The sequence below is a fragment of the Mycoplasma sp. AC1221 genome, assembly GCF_054353815.1.
Map to the genome: position 1 here is coordinate 1 of NZ_JBTHHH010000022.1, position 19350 is coordinate 19350.

The 19350-nt window shown below is 26.4% G+C and carries 15 protein-coding genes; 4 read left to right on the forward strand and 11 right to left on the reverse strand.

Annotation, left to right across the window (positions count from 1 at the left end; all coding sequences use genetic code 4):
• Window positions 1-38: 38 nt before the first annotated feature.
• From ACXYRK_RS03775 to ACXYRK_RS03805, 7 genes are all read right to left on the reverse strand, one after another.
• Window positions 39-818, reverse strand: coding sequence for an Mbov_0400 family ICE element protein (locus tag ACXYRK_RS03775; RefSeq protein WP_458618163.1), 780 nt, complete (start codon window positions 816-818; stop codon window positions 39-41).
• 12 nt (window positions 819-830) lie between these two features.
• Complete coding sequence (locus tag ACXYRK_RS03780; RefSeq protein WP_458618166.1) at window positions 831-1286, reverse strand: hypothetical protein; 456 nt, start codon at window positions 1284-1286, stop codon at window positions 831-833.
• Between the two features lie 303 nt (window positions 1287-1589).
• Window positions 1590-2087, reverse strand: a complete 498-nt coding sequence (locus ACXYRK_RS03785; protein ID WP_458614260.1) for a hypothetical protein — start codon at window positions 2085-2087, stop codon at window positions 1590-1592.
• The gene (locus ACXYRK_RS03790) at window positions 2088-3119 is read right to left on the reverse strand and encodes an Eco57I restriction-modification methylase domain-containing protein (protein ID WP_458618167.1); all 1032 of its coding nucleotides are present in this window, start codon (window positions 3117-3119) and stop codon (window positions 2088-2090) included.
• 114 nt (window positions 3120-3233) lie between these two features.
• Window positions 3234-3431, reverse strand: coding sequence for a hypothetical protein (locus ACXYRK_RS03795; protein ID WP_458618168.1), 198 nt, complete (start codon window positions 3429-3431; stop codon window positions 3234-3236).
• A 75-nt stretch (window positions 3432-3506) separates the two neighbouring features.
• The gene (locus ACXYRK_RS03800) at window positions 3507-4226 is read right to left on the reverse strand and encodes a DNA cytosine methyltransferase (RefSeq protein ID WP_458618189.1); all 720 of its coding nucleotides are present in this window, start codon (window positions 4224-4226) and stop codon (window positions 3507-3509) included.
• Window positions 4159-4587 carry a DNA cytosine methyltransferase gene (locus tag ACXYRK_RS03805; protein WP_458618171.1) on the reverse strand — a complete coding sequence of 143 codons (429 nt, stop codon included), beginning with the start codon at window positions 4585-4587 and terminating at the stop codon, window positions 4159-4161. The genes ACXYRK_RS03800 and ACXYRK_RS03805 overlap by 68 nt, the downstream gene beginning before the upstream one ends.
• 86 nt (window positions 4588-4673) lie before the next feature.
• On the opposite strand from ACXYRK_RS03805, the gene ACXYRK_RS03810 reads away from it, so the two are divergent.
• The gene (locus ACXYRK_RS03810; protein ID WP_458618172.1) at window positions 4674-5675 is read left to right on the forward strand and encodes an Mbov_0400 family ICE element protein; all 1002 of its coding nucleotides are present in this window, start codon (window positions 4674-4676) and stop codon (window positions 5673-5675) included.
• Between the two features lie 20 nt (window positions 5676-5695).
• Here ACXYRK_RS03810 and ACXYRK_RS03815 read toward each other — a convergent pair whose 3' ends face one another.
• Window positions 5696-8194, reverse strand: coding sequence for a putative immunoglobulin-blocking virulence protein (locus ACXYRK_RS03815; protein WP_458618174.1), 2499 nt, complete (start codon window positions 8192-8194; stop codon window positions 5696-5698).
• Between the two features lie 178 nt (window positions 8195-8372).
• Between ACXYRK_RS03815 and mip the strand changes: the two genes are divergently transcribed.
• Genes mip through ACXYRK_RS03830 form a run of 3 tightly spaced genes read left to right on the forward strand, consistent with a single transcriptional unit; the run spans window position 8373 to window position 12748 of the window.
• Complete coding sequence (gene mip / locus ACXYRK_RS03820) at window positions 8373-10976, forward strand: Ig-specific serine endopeptidase MIP (RefSeq protein ID WP_458618176.1); 2604 nt, start codon at window positions 8373-8375, stop codon at window positions 10974-10976.
• Window positions 10963-12369 (forward strand): glutamate--tRNA ligase, encoded by a 1407-nt coding sequence (gene gltX / locus ACXYRK_RS03825; protein ID WP_458618178.1) that lies wholly within the window; start codon window positions 10963-10965, stop codon window positions 12367-12369. The genes mip and gltX overlap by 14 nt, the downstream gene beginning before the upstream one ends.
• Entirely contained in the window at window positions 12359-12748 is a 390-nt protein-coding gene (locus tag ACXYRK_RS03830; RefSeq protein ID WP_458618180.1) for a hypothetical protein, read from the forward strand. Before gltX ends, ACXYRK_RS03830 begins: the two co-directional genes overlap by 11 nt.
• 37 nt (window positions 12749-12785) lie before the next feature.
• Here ACXYRK_RS03830 and ACXYRK_RS03835 read toward each other — a convergent pair whose 3' ends face one another.
• The 3 genes from ACXYRK_RS03835 to ACXYRK_RS03845 form a co-directional block, all read right to left on the reverse strand.
• Window positions 12786-16622 carry a hypothetical protein gene (locus ACXYRK_RS03835; RefSeq protein WP_458618182.1) on the reverse strand — a complete coding sequence of 1279 codons (3837 nt, stop codon included), beginning with the start codon at window positions 16620-16622 and terminating at the stop codon, window positions 12786-12788.
• A gap of 612 nt (window positions 16623-17234) precedes the next feature.
• Window positions 17235-18689, reverse strand: a complete 1455-nt coding sequence (locus ACXYRK_RS03840; RefSeq protein ID WP_458618185.1) for a hypothetical protein — start codon at window positions 18687-18689, stop codon at window positions 17235-17237.
• A gap of 145 nt (window positions 18690-18834) precedes the next feature.
• Window positions 18835-19191: a hypothetical protein gene (locus tag ACXYRK_RS03845; RefSeq protein ID WP_458618186.1), complete on the reverse strand. Its 357-nt coding sequence runs from the start codon at window positions 19189-19191 to the stop codon at window positions 18835-18837.
• Between the last annotated feature and the right edge of the window lie 159 nt (window positions 19192-19350).

Below are 19350 nucleotides of genomic sequence, written 5' to 3' on the forward strand. Positions count from 1 at the left end.
ACTAAATAAGAAAATTTTGCTGTTAGTATAAAAAATCATTAAAAGTTTAAATTATTAAAATCAAATTTATTATCTGTAATAAAACTTGAAAATTCACTTGAAATCTTATTTTTATATTCATTAAAAAAATTAATTTCATTATGAATATCAGTTAATTCTAAATCACAACCTTTTGATAGTTCCTTAAGTTCAAACAGAATATCATAATTGTTGTTACGATAATTTATAATTTCATTATATAACTCTTGTTTTTGTATAATTTGTTCAACTGAAATATTACTTTTTGATTTATATGCATTTAATTCCATATCAAGAAAATTTTGATGGCTATAAAGTGTTCTTGATTTAACTTCTTCATCATAAAAATATATCTGACTTATCGAAACAAACGGAGGATTATTTTTTAAATTACGATATAACTGTGAATAAATTTCATCAATATCATCTATATTAAAATATTCAGTATCTAAAAATAAGACAGAATCCTTTTCAAAAACCTTGTATAAATCTTCCTTTGCAATATTTAATTTATAAATTTGTGTTGTATCTATATAACTGTCATTATATAGCAATCCATTGCCTGACTTTTTAATTAAAACTTCATATTCATACGGTTTTCTTTGGATTTGTTTTTTATTATATGCACTTCTAGATTTAAGATAGTAAAATGAACCTGTTAGATCGCTGTAAAAGAAAATAACAGGATGTATTCCATAATCTTCTTCAAACCTATCAAATGTAATAGGTTTTTTCGGTAGTATTGGTTTCATATTATATCCGTTTGTTAATTTGTATTCAAAATTTTGTTTTTGTGTCATATTTTCCTTAATTTAATTAAATATCCTTTGTTTATTTATCCTAATTTCTTCCTTATATTGATTATCATTTCCAAATTGTGAATATATTAAATCAATTTTTTCTATAATTATGAAAAAATCTTTGTTTTCTATATCATCGAACTCTTCTGTATTTAACCCGCATCTCAATACATTAATAAATTTACTAAATGAATAGTTTTCATTTCCAGATTCGATATCACTTTTAATTGTAAATGTCTTAGCGACTAATGCTAAATATTGAAAATTTACATCAATATAATGTGCGCTATTATTCGGATGTGCCATTAAGAAATGTTGATTTGGTGTTAGTGCAATTAAATTTTCTAAATAATCTGCTATTTGTGGAAATTTAGACTGTGGAAAGATATGATGCACTTGTGTTGCATCGTTATTATCTGTTAATCCTATAATTTCACTTTTATTGTTATTATATTTTTGATTCAACATTTTTATTGCTTTTTTTGCTTTATCAATTAAGTATTTTCGATATGTTGTCTCATTAATTTTTCTTATTTATAACTTGTACATAGTCATTTCTAGACATATTTTTAGGTTTTAGATCTCTAAAATTTGTTTTATTGTATGTTAAATCATCTAATGTAATAATATTTTTAGACAAATAACCTTTTTTAGTTCCTAAGGATTTATTTACAAATGAAAGTGGATTTATAATTTTAGTAAAAATTCTATAAATTTCTAGGGTTCCTTTAATTTTTGTATTTTGTTTATAAAAATTTGTTAAATGTTCATTTAATATTTAAAGGTATAAGCATTGGTGTTGTTTAAAAAATTCACAAAATAATGATATATATCAGTATCTTTTAAAACCTTTTTGATATACTCACATAAAAAGTTTAGAGCATTCATTGGTCTTAATGCAATATATTCTAAAATTTCTTTATTAGTTACCTTAAAGTGTCTTACATTATTTACTTTGTTTTGTTTTAAAACTCCTGCATATACAAGTAAATTAATAGGTTGTCCAAAATATTTATCGTATTCTCTTGATGATTTATTCGATGGATTTGGTTTGGTAAATAGATTTGAAACATTTATAACTGTATATTCATTAAATCAAATGTCTTTTACTTTAAATGTATCCATTTTATTATTGATATATTCTAAAATACAATCAGAAACTATTGACAAAACATCATATGTACACTTTTGATCAATTCATCTAGAATTTTTTGAAATTCTTAAATCATAATTCTTATCATCGAAGAAATCGCTTAATAATTTATACATCTAATTCAACTCCTTGTTCTTCCCGAATCAAAAAACACTTGAAGAATCAATGTTTATTGAACGAGTTTGATAATTTCGTGCAATATGATAGAACTTTCTAAACTCATCAGTCGAAATATATTCTTTTTGTTTGTCATTTAACTTTAAATTATTCTTAGGTATTAATATTGCTACTGATCCGTTTGTTAGATAACCTTTTGGTTTTGATATTAGCCTAGGTTTATAAGTCATATTAGGTGTTAAATAAGCATTTTCATAATCAAGATATTTATAGACATCTAATTTTTTTGCAACAACTTCCAGGATGTAAGAATCATAATTTTCTATTTCGCTGATACTTTTTCCACTATCATCGATGTTTTTAGACTTCAAGACTCTTATTGTATTTTGTTTGTTATTAATGAGTATTGAATTAGTAATTTGACGGTCTCTAAATACCTTAAAAATATCAAATTCCATTTTTTTATACACAAAATCAAAAAATTCATCACGATAAATAACTCAGTATGGCAATTCCTTGGAGAAAATATAGTCTCTGAATTGATAATTTTCTTGTTTTTTGGGTAATGATTTAATATAAATTCTATCTATAATACATTTTGAAATTGTTATATTAATAGTTTCGATTAAAATATCATCAAATCCTTTTTCGCCAAAATCTATAATTGATGAAATATTAAAATTAACTAATAAGTTACGTGTTTCTTGATATTCTGGTGTATTTAATAAATTTTTCGGCATTATCAGTGAAATGTTCTCGGCTTCTAATAAAGATTTTTCTAAAAATAATCCTGCTAAATTTTTTAAATTTTCTGAATATTGATGTAAATTTTGATATTCAACTTTTTTAATTTTATTTATTTTGGTAAACGGTGGATTTCCAATAAATAAATCAAATTTTTTATTTAATTTTAACATTAAATAATCATCATTTACATATTTAATCTTAAAATTTTCAGGTATATTGTTTTCATAAAGAATCTTTAAAAGTTCTAATGATTCATTATTTATATCAATAATTGTTAAATTCACAATATTATTTTGATATTTTCTAAATAAAATAGGTAAAAAATTACCTGAACCCACTGCAGGTTCTAAAATATTAATTTCTTTCTTTGTAAATTCAGGTAATTGTAAATATATTTGCTATAAAATAATTTGTGGTGTATAAAATGCTGCATAATGATTATGCTTACTATTAGATAATTCAATTATTCTAGATAAACTATTGAAATCATATTTGTGTTTGCTATTTTTAATAAATTTAATTAAATTCTGATGGTTTATTAATTCGTTTTCTTCTATAATTTGTTTTATTTGTTGTTTATTTAAACTTTTCTTCATCAAAAAAACTCTTTCTTAATATTTTTAGCAATTTGTTCAAAGATTACATAGGAACTGATTCACCGATACAATGTCTTATATTCATTTCATTCTTTTTTGAAAAAGCAACTTTTTCTTCATAAGATAACTTATTCAACTGTGACAGAGGAATATTAGTTCATTTAAAATCATTTGGTATAGTCATCATTTTATTAACTCTCTAATAGAAAATACTCTATTTTGATTCGGATGAATTGTATTTTGACTTGCTAGTTGATCGTTTCTAGTATGAATACATGGAGCAACCTTATCAAAACTTTGTCTTTTATACTTATCACCATTTTTATTTTTATTTATTATTATTTTACCATTAATAATTTTATGTGGCTTATTTATATCTTTTAAATTATCAAATGCTGATTGTCCTGGTTTGATATTTTGTATCCATGATTGCATATGGTGTTTATAAGTTCGGAAGCTATGAAAAAAATCATCGTCATCATATTCGCCTCATTTTAAGGTTTTCATATCACCAATAACTTGATAAAGTGTTTTTTCGTCCTGATATTTAGGAAAAAGTTTCTCGACATCAATTTTATCAGCTAATTTCTTGTGAACACCAATGACTAAGGTTCTTGTTCTCGATGAGTTGCTACCATAATTTTTGAAATTTATAATTTTATATTGATACTTATAATCTTTACCTAAACCTTCTTTAATAGCTTCTGATATTGAAACAATTTTTTTGTTATATAAACAACCTGTCTTTCAAAAGGAAGCAACGTTTTCAAAAATAAAAAAAATTTGGTTGAATATTGTTTATTAATTTTATACTTTCTACAATTAAACTATTTCGGTTTATATCATTGTTATTCTTTTTATGATTTGCAACACTCATCCCTTGACACGGCGGAGTAGCAATAATTACATCAACAACATTATTACCAAGCAAATGTCATCTTTGTATCTCATTATATAAATTTTCATAATTTTCTTTAATATCACCTAATAAGTAACCGCTTTGATATTTACATTTATTATTTATTCGTTGTATATTTAAACATTTATCAAGCAATTCGTTTGTAGCGATGCATTCATATCCTTGCTTTTTAAACCCGAAACAACCAACTCCTGCTGATGAAAATAGTGTGATATAAGTTAATTTATTATCAATCATTTTACCCCTTTATTTTATTATATATAAATTTAAAAATTTGTTTTTGCTTTATTTTAATGTTTTATAATTTTATTAAAGGAGTTAATATGTCAGAACAAAAAGATAAAATACAAAAACATTTTGAACCATTAAAACCTTTCAAACCATATGAATCAGTTACCTTTGATCGACTTGAAAATAATTTTGGTGTACATCCAATTATAGTTTTTTTAGATATTTATAAAGATGTTTATTACTACGTTAAAGCGCGAAGTGCCAAAAACAAATTTCATCATAAGCGAGCTAAATTCGAATATGAAATCAAGGTTCCTAAAGCAAAAACTGGTTTATTTATCCATGATAGCTTTATAGATACATCTGAAATTTATAAAATAAGTGACCATGATCTGCATGAAGTTTTTGATGAAGAATCAATTTATTATTTAGAAACAGATTTTTTTAACATCGAACAAATTCATGAGTTATATAAAGGGATAATTGATAATTTAAGTAAAAATCGACCACTTGTATCGCTTTCGCATGTATATATTGATAAAAAAAATCAAGTGCGTGCTAAGACATTATATGCTTGTGATAACTTTTTAAAGCGTGATTATGATTGAGTGCGAGATGATGCAACTTTAACATCAAAACAACGCGAAGCTAAGAAAACTTTATTGCTTGAAATCGAAAAAAAACGTAACAAGGACCCACAAACACTTAAAGAACTACAAAACTTATTAATTTGAATTAAAAGGGAATACCAAGAAGCATTATTTGAATATCAAGGTCGTAGTCGCGAACAAGAGTTGTTAGTTAATCAATTTCCAGATTATGTCGAATTACGAAATAATGATTTAGATTCGTATTGTCATGGGCAATTGCAGGAAATACGTCTTGGTTTAGAAAGTGGAGTTGATACCAGTTTATATTCTAGTGGTCTTTTTGATGCTTGACAGATGGAAGAAATACGACTTGCCTTAGAATCAGGATTAGATTTTAAAGAATTTGCAAATCCAAGTTTATCATGAGAGCAGATGCGAGAAAAACGTAAAGAATTATCGGGTGATAAATTCATTGACGAATCAAATTATAAAGAAATAAAATAATACCTTTTTAGGTATTATTTTTATATTTCTTGTATATCATTTAATTGATAATCAACATTATATCCATTTGCCTTTAATTGATTATATAAATTGGTTGCGTCATTTGGAACAAAGATTTTAGTTGTTTCTTTAAAGAAAGTTCCATCGCTATAAGCAATCAATGTTGATAAGTTAGCTAAACCAGTTCCATCTAAAGTCGCACCTGGTATTTTTGGTTTAAGTAAAATATTCTTGGTTCCTTTGCCATTTGAAAAAATAATTTTAGAGCGAGGCATCGGGATATCTTTTGCTAAAACCATAGCAAATTGTGCTTTATTCATATTATCAGTATCAGTTTCTCATGTATCGGAATTATTATATAAAACAATTCTGGTTAATTTACGTAAGGTTGAATAACCGTGATCTTCATCATAGAAAATCATATTTTTAAGTCCTTTTGCTTCTTTAATTCGAGATAAATCTAAACCAGTCGGATATGAATTTCCAGAAGCATTACGATCGGGTTTCAACCCTGGACCCATTGCACCTTGGAAAATACGTTCATTATTTCTGGTTACATATGCCATACGTAATCCATTATTAATTGTTGTCATATCATTTTCACCATGTCAGTCATCTTCATCAAAAGCAAGTGAATTAAAGGTAATTCTAGTAGTAATTTTTTCATATCGATTATAATCGGAACTTACATTATAGTCTAAGGTATTTACTCAAGCTACATTTCTTAGTGCTCATGGATTAATTGATCATCTTTCATCAAGAGAATTTAAACTGGTATATAACCCAAGTTCATCAATATCTTTATCAGAAATAGCTTCAAGAGCAGATGTGTTAAAGCTATCAAAATATAATTCTAATAAAGGTAAATGTTTAGGCAACACTGATAATAAACTTCTAATATTTTGAGCATCATCATATTTACCGATGTTTAATATTCTAATTCCCATCGGAATATCATTTGCAGCTACCATATTTTTAATAACATTGGTTATTTTAGCAAATGCTTTTTCATTAGCTAAATCAGCAGTCATTATAAATGCTTTTTTAGGCCCATTAGGATTTGCAGTATTCGATGATTCTTTGTTATATTCAGTTACTGAAATTCCATCACCACTTTCAAAACCATATTTTTTATATTTATATGACATATCACCATCATATTTTCTTCACCCAGGATAATTACCACGGGCAATGTCATCAGGACTACGAGTTCATTGTGTATCATATCCTAAAGCTCGCTTTTCAGCATTATTTCGTTTCATTTCAGCAACAACTGAATTGAAAATTGGACTTACTGCAGATGAATCTAGTTCACCTTTATCATTTACATAAACATTTCTTTCATCTTTACTGATATAAAATCCTTTTGCAAGTTCATTTTTAAGGTTTTGTGATAATTCTTTAAACTTACTTGGGTCCATATTCATTGCTATTCATAATCACCCTACTTTTAAATACTCTTTTCCATAACCACGAACTGGTGGGATATATTCTAAAGTATCGGTACGGCTAAATCATTCATCATATTTATTTTGAACTGAATCATACATAAATTTCTTAGCATTACCAGCCTCAATTACATTACGATATTTATCATATAATTGTAAAATTAAATTTAAATCATTAGGACTATTATTTAAATAATTTTGCAATTCATCATGACCTCTAGAAATATATAAGTCTTTATAGTATTCTTGAAGTGGACCAGGTTTTCCTGGAACACCTGCTCAAAGATTACTAAAGGCTTTCAATGATGCTTCTCCATTTGAAACTGTTTGCGCATAGTTTTCAGCATTAAGTTTAACATCTTTTAAATCAGGAACTAATTCAGCACGATATGGTATACGATTGGTTATTCCTTTTTCTTGGTCACTACGTTTATCTACACGTGGCGGAACATCTTCAACAGTAACTTGAATATTACCTACATCTGTTTGCACAGTTTTAGTAACTGTTTTTGGTTGTTGTGGTTTTTCAACAGGTTGTACTGGTTGAATAACTTGTTGTGGTGGGATAATTTCTGGTTTCTTTTCTATTGGTTTAGGAGTTTCGATAACCTTAGGTGGTTCAACTACTTTTGGCTGTTCGATAGTAGGTGGTGGAGTTTCTGTTACTTTTTCTGATGTACCAGGTTTACTAATCGGTTCATTAGTAAGTTGTGGCGGTTTAGGTTCTTCAGGTTTTTTGATTTCCTCTTTTTTTGGAGGTTCTTGTGGTTTTGGTTGTACTTTAATAATATCTTCTTGATGTACATCCGATGGAATAGTTTTGATGTCTTCTTTTTTAGGAGGTTTGGTTGTTTCTGGATCTTTTTGTTTTAGGTTATAATCCTTAGAAGTCTTACTTCCTTCTAAAATAAGGTTACTGCGAGTATCAAAGGTTTGTTGATCACTAACAGTAAATGAGTGATAACTGTTATCAGCAGCAGTTGCAACAATATTAGCAAACACCCCAGATGCAGCTGAGGTTATCACAATAGAAGAAAGAGCAATTAAACTAATTTTTCAGGTCCGTTTCATAATATATCTCCTTATATGATATTATAACACTTTAAGTAATTTTTTATATTTAGTATAATATCAATGATTTATTTAAAAATATTTTATTACTTTTGGAAAACTTAAAAATATTTTTTTTGAAATTTAAAGTAGTAAAATTTATTCAAATTATCTTATATTAACATAATAAGGAGAAATTATGCCATTAAAAATAAAAAAATCCAAGTTTTTATCTAAATTCTTGCTTTTTAATGCTACCACTTCTTTTGTGGCTATATCTGCTGTTGCATGTGGAACAAAAACCGATTCAAATGCAAATGAAGGTGAAAATAAAAAGGAAAATCCTGATAATCCTGGTTCTGGAAATCAAGGAACTAATCCTGGAACAAATCCACAAAATCCTGGTAATACACTTACAAAAAATGAATTACAACAAAAAGTTGAAAAATCTTCTTTAAATGATTTATTTAATGTCGATCTTTCAGGAAATAAGTCAGATGTATATGCTTCAAATGTCGATGTGACAAAGGATGCTATTGCTATTGGTGAACCAGGAAAACTTATTTTAAAATTATCTGCTAAAGAAAATGAAATTCCTCAATTTACCATAACAAATACCAAAGTAGATGATGCTAATGGTAAAATAACTATATTTATGGCTTTTGGTAAAGATGCTGATGTTTATAAAAGTTTTACTATTGATGGATTTAAGAAAAAAGAAGAATTTAACTTTGATCAAACCAAAAATGTTAGTGAAAATGACCAAGTAAACTACTTTATTAATATGAATCAAGATCAACAATTTGATTATGATTGAAATTTAATTAAAAACAGATACCTTAGCGCAGATTCGACTCTTACAAGTAATTTAACTTCGCAACAAAAACAAGAAATTGATGCAAAATTAAAAAAACTGGATATGCCAAATTATGATGAATTAAGAATCAAGGGGTATTCAATTGCAGTCAATGATCAAGGTAAATTGAAATTACAACTTCCTAATATCGGTCCTCGTGTGGCTGCTAACTGAACTGATGCTATTAATAATCCTGAAAATAATACAGGTGTCGCACGAACCATTACTAACCAACAATATTCAGATTTTGCCAAACAATCTTATCATGTAAGTATTAATCATTTTTTATTTACTAAAGATGAAAATCAGCAAAACCTTTTAACTACTGCATTAACAAATAATATAGATTTAGGAAACTTGATAAATAAACTTAAAGATTCAGATACTAAAACAAAATTATTAGACAGATGAAACAAATCAAATGGTAACCGTGGTGTTTGAAAACTTATTCAAGATGATACCGAAAAGCAACTTGTAGCTGACTATGGAAACGAAAAGGAAAATGGTAATGAAAAAGATGCAGTTATATATACTAACTGATTAAAATCTGAATATGATAAAATTTACAAAAAATTAGATGAAACAGCCGGTTTAGATGCAACAGTAAAACAAAAAGTTAAAGATTATATTAGCAAAAATAAACCAACTGATTTCAACCAATTAACTGGTTATCCAAAAAAACAAGAAACTGAAGCCGGAACTGCATCAATAATTGATTATGAAATCAAAGAAGGCCAAAGTTATCCAACCAAATTCTACTTTATCACTAACTACCACGTGGTAAATGGTATAAGTTCTTTACCTGAATTTACCTTAGGATTAACACGTTTAAACAACAATGGTAGTTATATTGGTAATCAATTAAAAACCATTCCTTTTGATCAGCATTTTTCAAATTTTAGCTTTGATAAAAATTCAGTTAAGGTTATTTTAGATGGTCGTGACTTCTTTAAATTTGATCCTACATTAGTTGCAACTAATGCTCAAAATGCAAAAGAATTTTTAGATTTTGCTATCTTTGAAGTAGATGTTGATAAATTACCTCAAAACTTACTAAATGGAAAAACCAAAGAACAATTTGCTAAAGATATGTCAAATGATTATGTAAACAATACAAATAAAGTATCATTTCCTACTTTTGATTACTTATCACAAAGTGGTTATGATAGTGTAGATGGGCCAATTATTAAACGTCAAATTGATGATCACAAGAAAAAACCTGTTTCTGATTACAACTTACTTTACCTTGTTGGTTTTCCAGCAACACAAACTAAATCACAAGGGTTTGTCGACTTCTTTTTACAAGAAGGTGATGGACAAAATACAAATAAAGATTTAATAACTAATGCTCCTTATTCATATTCATTATGAACCAATGCCAACCGTTCTTTATACGGAAAAAGTTCAACAGATTTAGCAAATAATCCAAGAGCACAACGTGGTGGATTTTTATCACATTCAAATGTACTTTCTGAATTTAAAGACCGCAAAGGTGTCTTTGATCGCTTTTTAGCACTTCCGTTTTTATCTTATGGTGATAATAAACCGAATCTATTTACATCAAAAGATGATGGAAAAGAATACTACCATTCAGGACTATCATATGCGATAAGAGACTTTAATGTCGGTGGTGGTGCATCCGGGACTGGTGTTAGAACTAAGAAAAACGAATTAGTTGCTTTAGTTGATTCAGTATTCTTTGTCTCAAGGGTTACTATTGCTACAGCATTGCGTTCATCGGGTGTTAACTACGATGGAGCATTTGGTGATTACAACACCCCTCAATATGATGTTATTTATGGTGGAGGTAAAGATCAAAATAATTCCTTTAAGCAAGCTCTTGAAAAACTTTATGGAACAAATTACAAAACACACCTTTTTGATAAAGGAGTAAATTCTGCATACTCAGATCATGCATTCAAGGATAATGTAAATGCAAAAAGTTAGAACACGTTATGCACCAAGTCCTACCGGTTATTTACATATCGGAGGAGCTCGAACAGCTTTATTTAACTATTTATTTGCAAAACATTATAATGGAACATTTATCTTCCGTCTTGAAGATACAGATGTCAAACGCAATGTTATCGGTGGTGAAGCATCACAGATAGATAATTTGGCTTGATTAGGTATCATACCTGACGAATCACCTTTAAAACCAAACCCAAAATATGGCCAATATCGACAAAGCGAAAAACTAGGTCGCTACCAACAAGTTGCAAATATGTTGTTAGAACTAGGATTTGCTTATAAAGCATATGATACAACCGAAGAATTAGAAGCACAAAAGCAAGAAAGCGATGCAAAAGGTATTCCTAGTTTTCGTTATAATCGCAATTGATTAAAAATCTCCGATGCAGAAAAACAAATTCGTGATCAAAATGGTGCTTATTCGATTCGCTTAGCGATGCCAAAAAATCAAGTTTATCAATGAAATGATATAGTACGTGGACAAATAAGTTTTAACTCAGATGAAATTGGTGATTGAGTAATTATCAAATCCGATGGATATCCTACTTATAACTTTGCAGTAGTAATCGATGATTATGATATGCAGATTACACATATTTTAAGAGGTGAAGAGCATATCGGAAACACACCAAAACAAATTGCTTTATATCAAATGCTTAAATGAAATATGCCTGAATTTGGACATCTTACCATCATTACTAATATGGAAGGTAAAAAACTCTCTAAGCGTGATACATCATTAAAACAGTTTATAGAAGATTATAAAAATGAAGGATATTTACCTCAAGCAATATTTAACTTTTTATCATTATTAGGTTGAACTGCAGCAGATGCTAATGAAATGATGTCGCATTATGAAAATATTATAAAATTCGATCCAAATAGATTAAGCAAAAGTCCATCAAAATTCGATATTTTGAAAATGAATTGATTTTCAAAACAATATATGAAAAATCAAGATAACAATGAAATTTTAAAACATTTATCACTTGATAATAGTAATAAAAGTTTACAATGAATTAATTTATTTATCGATACATTTAAGCAAAGTGTTATCACATATTCTGAAATGAATCAAAATTTAATGCTTTATCTTAATCCTGTTGATAAGCACTTTGAATTTAATGATAACGAAAATAAAGTTATCAATGAATTTAAAAATCATATAGACTTTAATAACTTTAGTATCGAAAATATTCAAGATGCAATCAATACCACTTCAAATAACTTAAACATTAAAGGTAAAAATCTTTTTATGCCCATACGTCTTGCAACTACATCGCAACAACATGGTCCTGAACTAGCAAAAGCAATATATTTATATGGACCAGAATTTATCAAGGATGCATTAAAAAAATATGAAAATTAATTTTAAATCAACAACAAAACAAAATGGTGAATCAAAAGATATTGATTTTATTTCTGTGTTAGATTATGAATTTGATGATGGTTATCATATTTTAACATTCAGCGAACCTTCACAAGGAATTCGAAATAGAATCGAAATATCAGAAACCAATATCAATATTTATGCAGGTGCTACAACCGTATATTTAAAATACCAAAAAGAATTTAAGTTTTTATTAGATCTTGAAGGTTATAATTGACGCAACCAAGCAATCGAACTGGTATCAAATTGGTTTTATAAAAACTTTGCTGATGATTTATTTGAATTCACTTATACACTAGCTAAAGATGGACAACTTTTAGGTGAGTATGCCATTAATTTAACCTTAATTAAGGATTAAAAATATCCCGAAAAACTTGTTTTTTTTGGGATATTTTTTAATTATTGTTAAGTAATTGGATATGGATAACATTTTTTGTTATAACATCTGTTTTTGCTTTATATGCATCACTTGCACCCAAATATATTGGTTTTAATGCAAAAGTAATATCTACAAACTTGTTTTTACCATATTCAATTTTTGATGCATTTATAATTTCAATTTGATAATAACTGCGTGCTACAGCTGGATTATAGGCATCTTTTATAACATTATAATTATCATTAATAAACTTGATTAAATTAGTATATTTATCAAGATAATCTACTTTTTCTTGAGAATTTGCTTTATTATTTATTGATGCAACCATTTGCTCAGCACTCTCGGTTGCAGTTGATTTAAGACCATATGAAGAATTAACAGTTAAATAATCTGCTGATGCATATAATTTTGCTTGCCTTGATAAATATGTATATCAATCTTTTGCATCTTTGTTAGTATAATTATTAAATCCGACTAATCACAAAGGTGTAATTTGGTTAGTATATTTATCTTCAGCATTAGTTGGATTGAATCAAAACATTATTTTATATTGAATCATACCTAATGGAGCATATGCAGTGGTTTTATATGGTTTATAGACATTTTCATCATCCTTATATTTAACAAAATATGCTTTAAAAACACTTGTATCATAACTTTTTAGTCCATCATCGATATCAATAAAGTTTTGTAGCGATGCATCGTTTAGATCAACGATAATAGCAGGTTTTCCAAAAGATGAATCTAAATCATCAATGTTACTATATTTAGCATCTTTATATGCATCATCAAAGTCCTTGGTGGATTTTTTAATACCTGTTTTTGAGATATGTACTAATGGATCGAATAATAATGTGTTAGTTTTATTAGCAATAATTCAAGCTTTTGAGTATAGATTTTCAATTTTAAAAGTTTTTTCAATTGAATGATTATTTCCACTACTTAATTTCAAAGTCAGCGATAATGTACCATTTAATTCATTTAGATTACTAAATTTACTTTCATCAAAATTAAATGTTATTTCATTATCGAATCCATTTTTATTTGAAAAATTAAAGTATTTAAATAAGTCTTTATCTGCTAATAAAACTTTTTTAATACCAGATGCTCATCAACGTTTTTTTAGTGTTAAGTGATTGATTGAATTAATTAAACTGTTTAACTCATCAACACTAAGCTGTGCTTTTGTAGTAGGTTTAGCTATAGTTGTAAATGACTTATTTTCGTTAATATGTACACTACCAATTCCGATAACTTTATAAGTTGTTGCAAAATCTAAATTTAAAGTTTTTATTTCTAATTTATTAGTATTCGGATTTCATATACTATTTAAATTAATAAAATCTTCCGAGTCATTTTTTTGTATAACAATATTTGGAGACTGTTTATAGATAAATGTATTAACAGTGTTATTACTTTGTAAATCTAAAATAATATTATGTTGATAATTAAATTTATCATATGAATAGTTTATTGTATTTATATTATTTGTTGTTGGTTTACTTGCATCAACTCTTAATGTATCGTTACCTTTATTATTTTTATTTACAAAAATAGGTTTTGAATTTAAATATACTCTTGCGATGCTGTATGTTCCAGACGGAAAATTATTAATCTGTAAGCTTCCTGTATATTTATCATTTGTTTTAGTTAAATTTATATTTCATAAACCACCAAAATCACTTTTTATATCAACTGAAACAGGATTACTTGAATCAGGTGATAAACTAAGTGAAACATTTAAATTATTATTAGTATTAGTCATTTCAACATTTTGATATCTGGTGGTGTTAATATGTGTATCAATGATAAAAGAAGCACCTTGTTTTAAGGTAAAAGTAAGTGTTCCGTGTTGACTTTGTCCATCACCATTAGTTAATTTTAATGCTTTGAGTTTATATGTTTTATTTGGTTCTAAATCATAATAATGTCCTTCATCAGCTTCTTCAGGATCATTTTTAACAAAGATGCGAATATTATCTAAACTTAATTGATTGTTATTATTTTCCTTAGGTGTAGCAAAAAAATCTAAATTGTAGTCTTTATTTGCACTTTCATCAGTAAATTCTGCTGTAAAGAAATACTGAGATCGATGAAGTGGAAATAAATCAATAACACCAAAATCTAATGACATCACATCAGATGAATCAGCTGAAACTTTATCTTCAAAAGTATATCCTAAACTATTTAATATTACCGGACGATTTCAGTCCAAGGTGGTAAATGATTTTTGTGATTCATCAGTTGGTAATGTTAAAGTTTTATCATTTAGTGTAACTGAATTTACAAAATACTTTGTATGAAAATCAAGATTATCAAGCACAATTTCAACATATGATTCTGATGGATTATAATCACTAAATTTATAAACTTTATTATCTAAATTTACTTCAAATTCATGATGGTTTTCATTTAAAAGATCGTTTGAACTAAAGTCAATATGCACTGTAGCAGAAGTAGCAGTGATATCTTTATAAGTTATTTTGCTAATTGCAAATGAATCAATAGTAACTTCTTTTGATGTTGTAAAAGAAAGTTGGTTTTCTTGGTTTAATGCTATATCATTGTTATTTAAAGTTAATTTAGTTAGTTTGTAAGTTGTCTGAGGTTTTAGTGAATCTATTTGAAGCAATATCTTATGGTTTGATAAATATTTAAATTTATTATGTTTGGTTGTTATATCGTTGTTTGTTAAATCTACCGATAATGATGCTAATTCATTGTCTGTTATATCGCGGTTTAAATTAAACTCGATTGCAGCAGTATTTTTGCTTTTTGATACCAAATGTGCTTGATTAACTTGCAATGCATTAGAAGTGGTTGTAAAGGTGTGATTCAAGGATTTTATTGATAATGTCTTACCTTGATAACTTATAGAATTGATAGTATATGATTTTTGTGGGGTTAAATTAGTTAAAGTAAAATTGTAACTTTGAGTTTCTTGATTAAATGAAACTAAAATAGGTTGACTGTAATCACTTACTTCTACATTTAATTGTGTAGCATCTAAATTATTATCTGTCAAAGAGAATGTGATTGATAAACTGTTGTGACTAATCGAACTTGCTTGTAATGATTCAACTACATTTTCTGCTTTTGTCTTAAAACTAAAATCAAATGATGGAAATTCTTTATCATTTACTATCAATTTATTTAACTTATATGTTGTATTTGTGTTTAGGTTTTCTAATTCAAAAGTTACTTCTTTTGTTTGTTTGTTAAATGACGAAGAAGTGTAGTTTTGATTATTTAATGTTAATATAAAATTACTTGCATCTAAAATATCAGATGATGTGTGAATCTTAATTTTTAATATAGCAGATGTTGTATGAACATTAGATGTTTGAACAGATTCGATTTTATATGATTCTTGTTTGTCAATAGGTTGAGATTTTTCACTTTCAGGATCAGGTTCATTTTTTTTTGGTGGTGTCAAATCACTTTGTTGTGTAGTTGTAAAAGAAAAATTATTGACATCTGAATTTAAAACACTATTTTTAAATTCTAATTTTATAAATGTATAGATAGTAGCAGGATTTAAATCATTTAAGTTAAATGTAATTTCTTTTTGGTTATTAGATGTTTTTATCTCAAAAGCTATATAAGAAGTGTTATTAAATGTTATTTTAAAATCCGTTGCATTATTATATTCAGGTTTGCTTGCATCAATTACGGCTTTTATTTTTGCTGATTTTGATGTTGTTTGTAATGTTGATAAATTAATTAATTTTGGATTTATAATTACTTGCTTTGGTTTATTATCAGTTTGATTAGAACATGCAGTAACTAATATTACCGTTGATGAAGTAATCCCTGATAATAAAAGAAAAATTTTCTGGTGTCTTTTTTTCATTTAAACCTTTCTTAAAATTAAGATATAAGAATAAAGATATAAATTTCACTTTATATCTTTATTTGCATAATAAATTTAGTGTTATAAATATAAAAAATAAAAATGAAAAATTACTTTGATTAAATTACTTATTATTGAAAAGTATAAACAAGATAAACACTAAATAAATTCTTTGCTCTATAATTATATATTTTTATTTGTAATTTACGATAAATAAATGAAAATTTTTCCATTATTTAACCATAAATATATTATAACTATCTTATTTAAATATATAAAACAGATAAGAAAATCTTGTGCAACTTATATCAACATTATTGATTCAGTGTTCTATTTGACTGGTTTTATAAAATACACTAAGAGATTTGAACAATATTTCATTATACACGGAAATTTTTCAACAATTAATAAAGAAATATAATTTTATAATTATCTAAGTATATTTATAAAATATTGATTTATCATATTAATTAAGTCTTTGATTAATCAATATGATCTTGGAATCATTCGCTAATCTTTGTTAATATTTGTTTCTACGGATATAGTTTTAGAAACAATATATTCATATAATTTATAAAATCAGTTAACTAATTAAATATCAAAAAGCAGAAATTAATTTTCTGCTTTTTGTTCTTGCTCTTGTGCTTTTGAATCTTTATTCTTTTCTTTGCGAGGAGCAGCAATTCATGAAATAACAACTCCAACAACTGCTAGAATACCAATTACAATCGATGTAATAATTATAGCTGCTGTAGTAGATTTAGATTCTGGTTCTTCAATCACTTCTTTTTGAGTTGCTATTTTTTCGGTTATCTTTAGTTGTACCTTTTTAAGATCTTCTATTGTCGCTGCTTTTTGTACTTCATTTGAAAGAACTTGGACTTCATCGTTGTCGCTTATTTTTTTAATTTCACGATTTAATTTCTCTTTAAAGTTTTGTATCAGTTCTTGGTTATTTATTTGACTTCAGACATTTATAAACAATGTAGATAAATCTTGTAATTTATCAGATGGTAATGTTTCACCAGTTTTAGCATTATTGATTTCTGCTAATTTTTCATTTGCAACATCTTGAACTGATTTTTTGGTATTTTTATCTTTTTCATTAGGTAACTTGCTTATAAGTTCTTTTAATTTATTCTCTGCATCTGATAATTTAGATGATTCTATAACTAACTTATTAATTGAATTTTTTAAATCTGAATTAACTTGATCTTCTTGCGCTTGTGTAATTGATGTACCATTAGTTAATAAATCTTGCAGTTGATTTATAAGTTTTGTTTTTTCATCTGAAAACTGTTTAAATGAATCCACAGTGAAAAATGCATTTTCTTTTCAGGTGTTTTCAATTTCTAATTTAAGTGAATTAATATTAGTGGTGTTAAGATCTTTAATAGCAGGTTGAATCAATGTTGCATCAAGGAAAATTTCAGTTAATTTAGTTAATTGTTCTGTTTTTTGATTATTATCTTTTGCATCTGCATAAGATTTTTTAAAGTCTGCTACTTTTTTATCAATTTCTGTTTGAACTTCTGCGGCACCATCATTTTTTATTTTTGTTGTTAAATCTGTTATGATTTTATAAACATCATCTAATTTTGCATCATTTATCACTAATTGATAATTATAATGAATAATTTTTGAATTTGCTAGTCTTACATCAAAAACAGTAATTTCTTTTTTGTCAAGTTTTTCATCAAGAATTTTCTTCTCATCATCTACTATTTTTTTATATTTACTAAAAGATTCATCAGTGAAAATGCTATTTGCGTTAGTTAAAATTGACGCTATAAGTTGTTTGTATCCATCTTTTGCTTCTTGTAACTCTTTTGTTTCCTGTTTTGATGAATTTTTATTATCTGAATTGGTTTTCTTATCTGATTCATTTGTTTTAACTTCATTATCACCATCAAAATATTTTAATGGTGCTAATGACATATGCATTGATTGAGTTTTAACTGGAACATTCTTTACCGAAATATAAGAAGCAACAACTGCAGTTGTCGCTACTGCTGTGACACTAGATGAAATTAGTAAAAGCGATATTAATTTCTTTTTGATTTTCATTTTACTCCATTTATTTATATAAATATATCGAATTATTTTATGATACACGATATTATTATTATATCAAAATTTTATATATAAGATTTAGTGAATTTATTATTTTTTTATCTATTTTAAGGAAATATTTTCAATTGAAATTTAAAACTTACATAACTATACCGCTATCTTCTTCAATAACTAAGTCATTCTCTTGTTTATTATCAACATCTGAATTTTCATCATTATCTGATTTACTTTCTTTATCTATATTTTTAACAATTTTAACATTTATTTCATTCTTAGTCTCTTTCACATCTTCATTTAATGAAGATATATTAGGATTGAGAATATCATTAAAAACGATATTTATTTTGTCATTAAAATTTTCATTAAATATGTTAATTACATCGATATCTGCTTTATTAATATCATAATTACTATCATTTTCAGAATCTGCTCAATAATTTTTATATTTATTCTTTATATCTAGTTCATTAAAAATACATTCTCTTATTTGCTGCATCTTTAATCCATCTAAATTATTATCATAATAGTCTTTTATATCAATTTTTGCTTATAAACCTATTCTAATTTGCTGCATTTGATCGTATTCTCATTTTGAATCCAAATATTTATCAACATCAACTGATGCTTGTAAACCTAAATAAATTTGTTCAAGTTG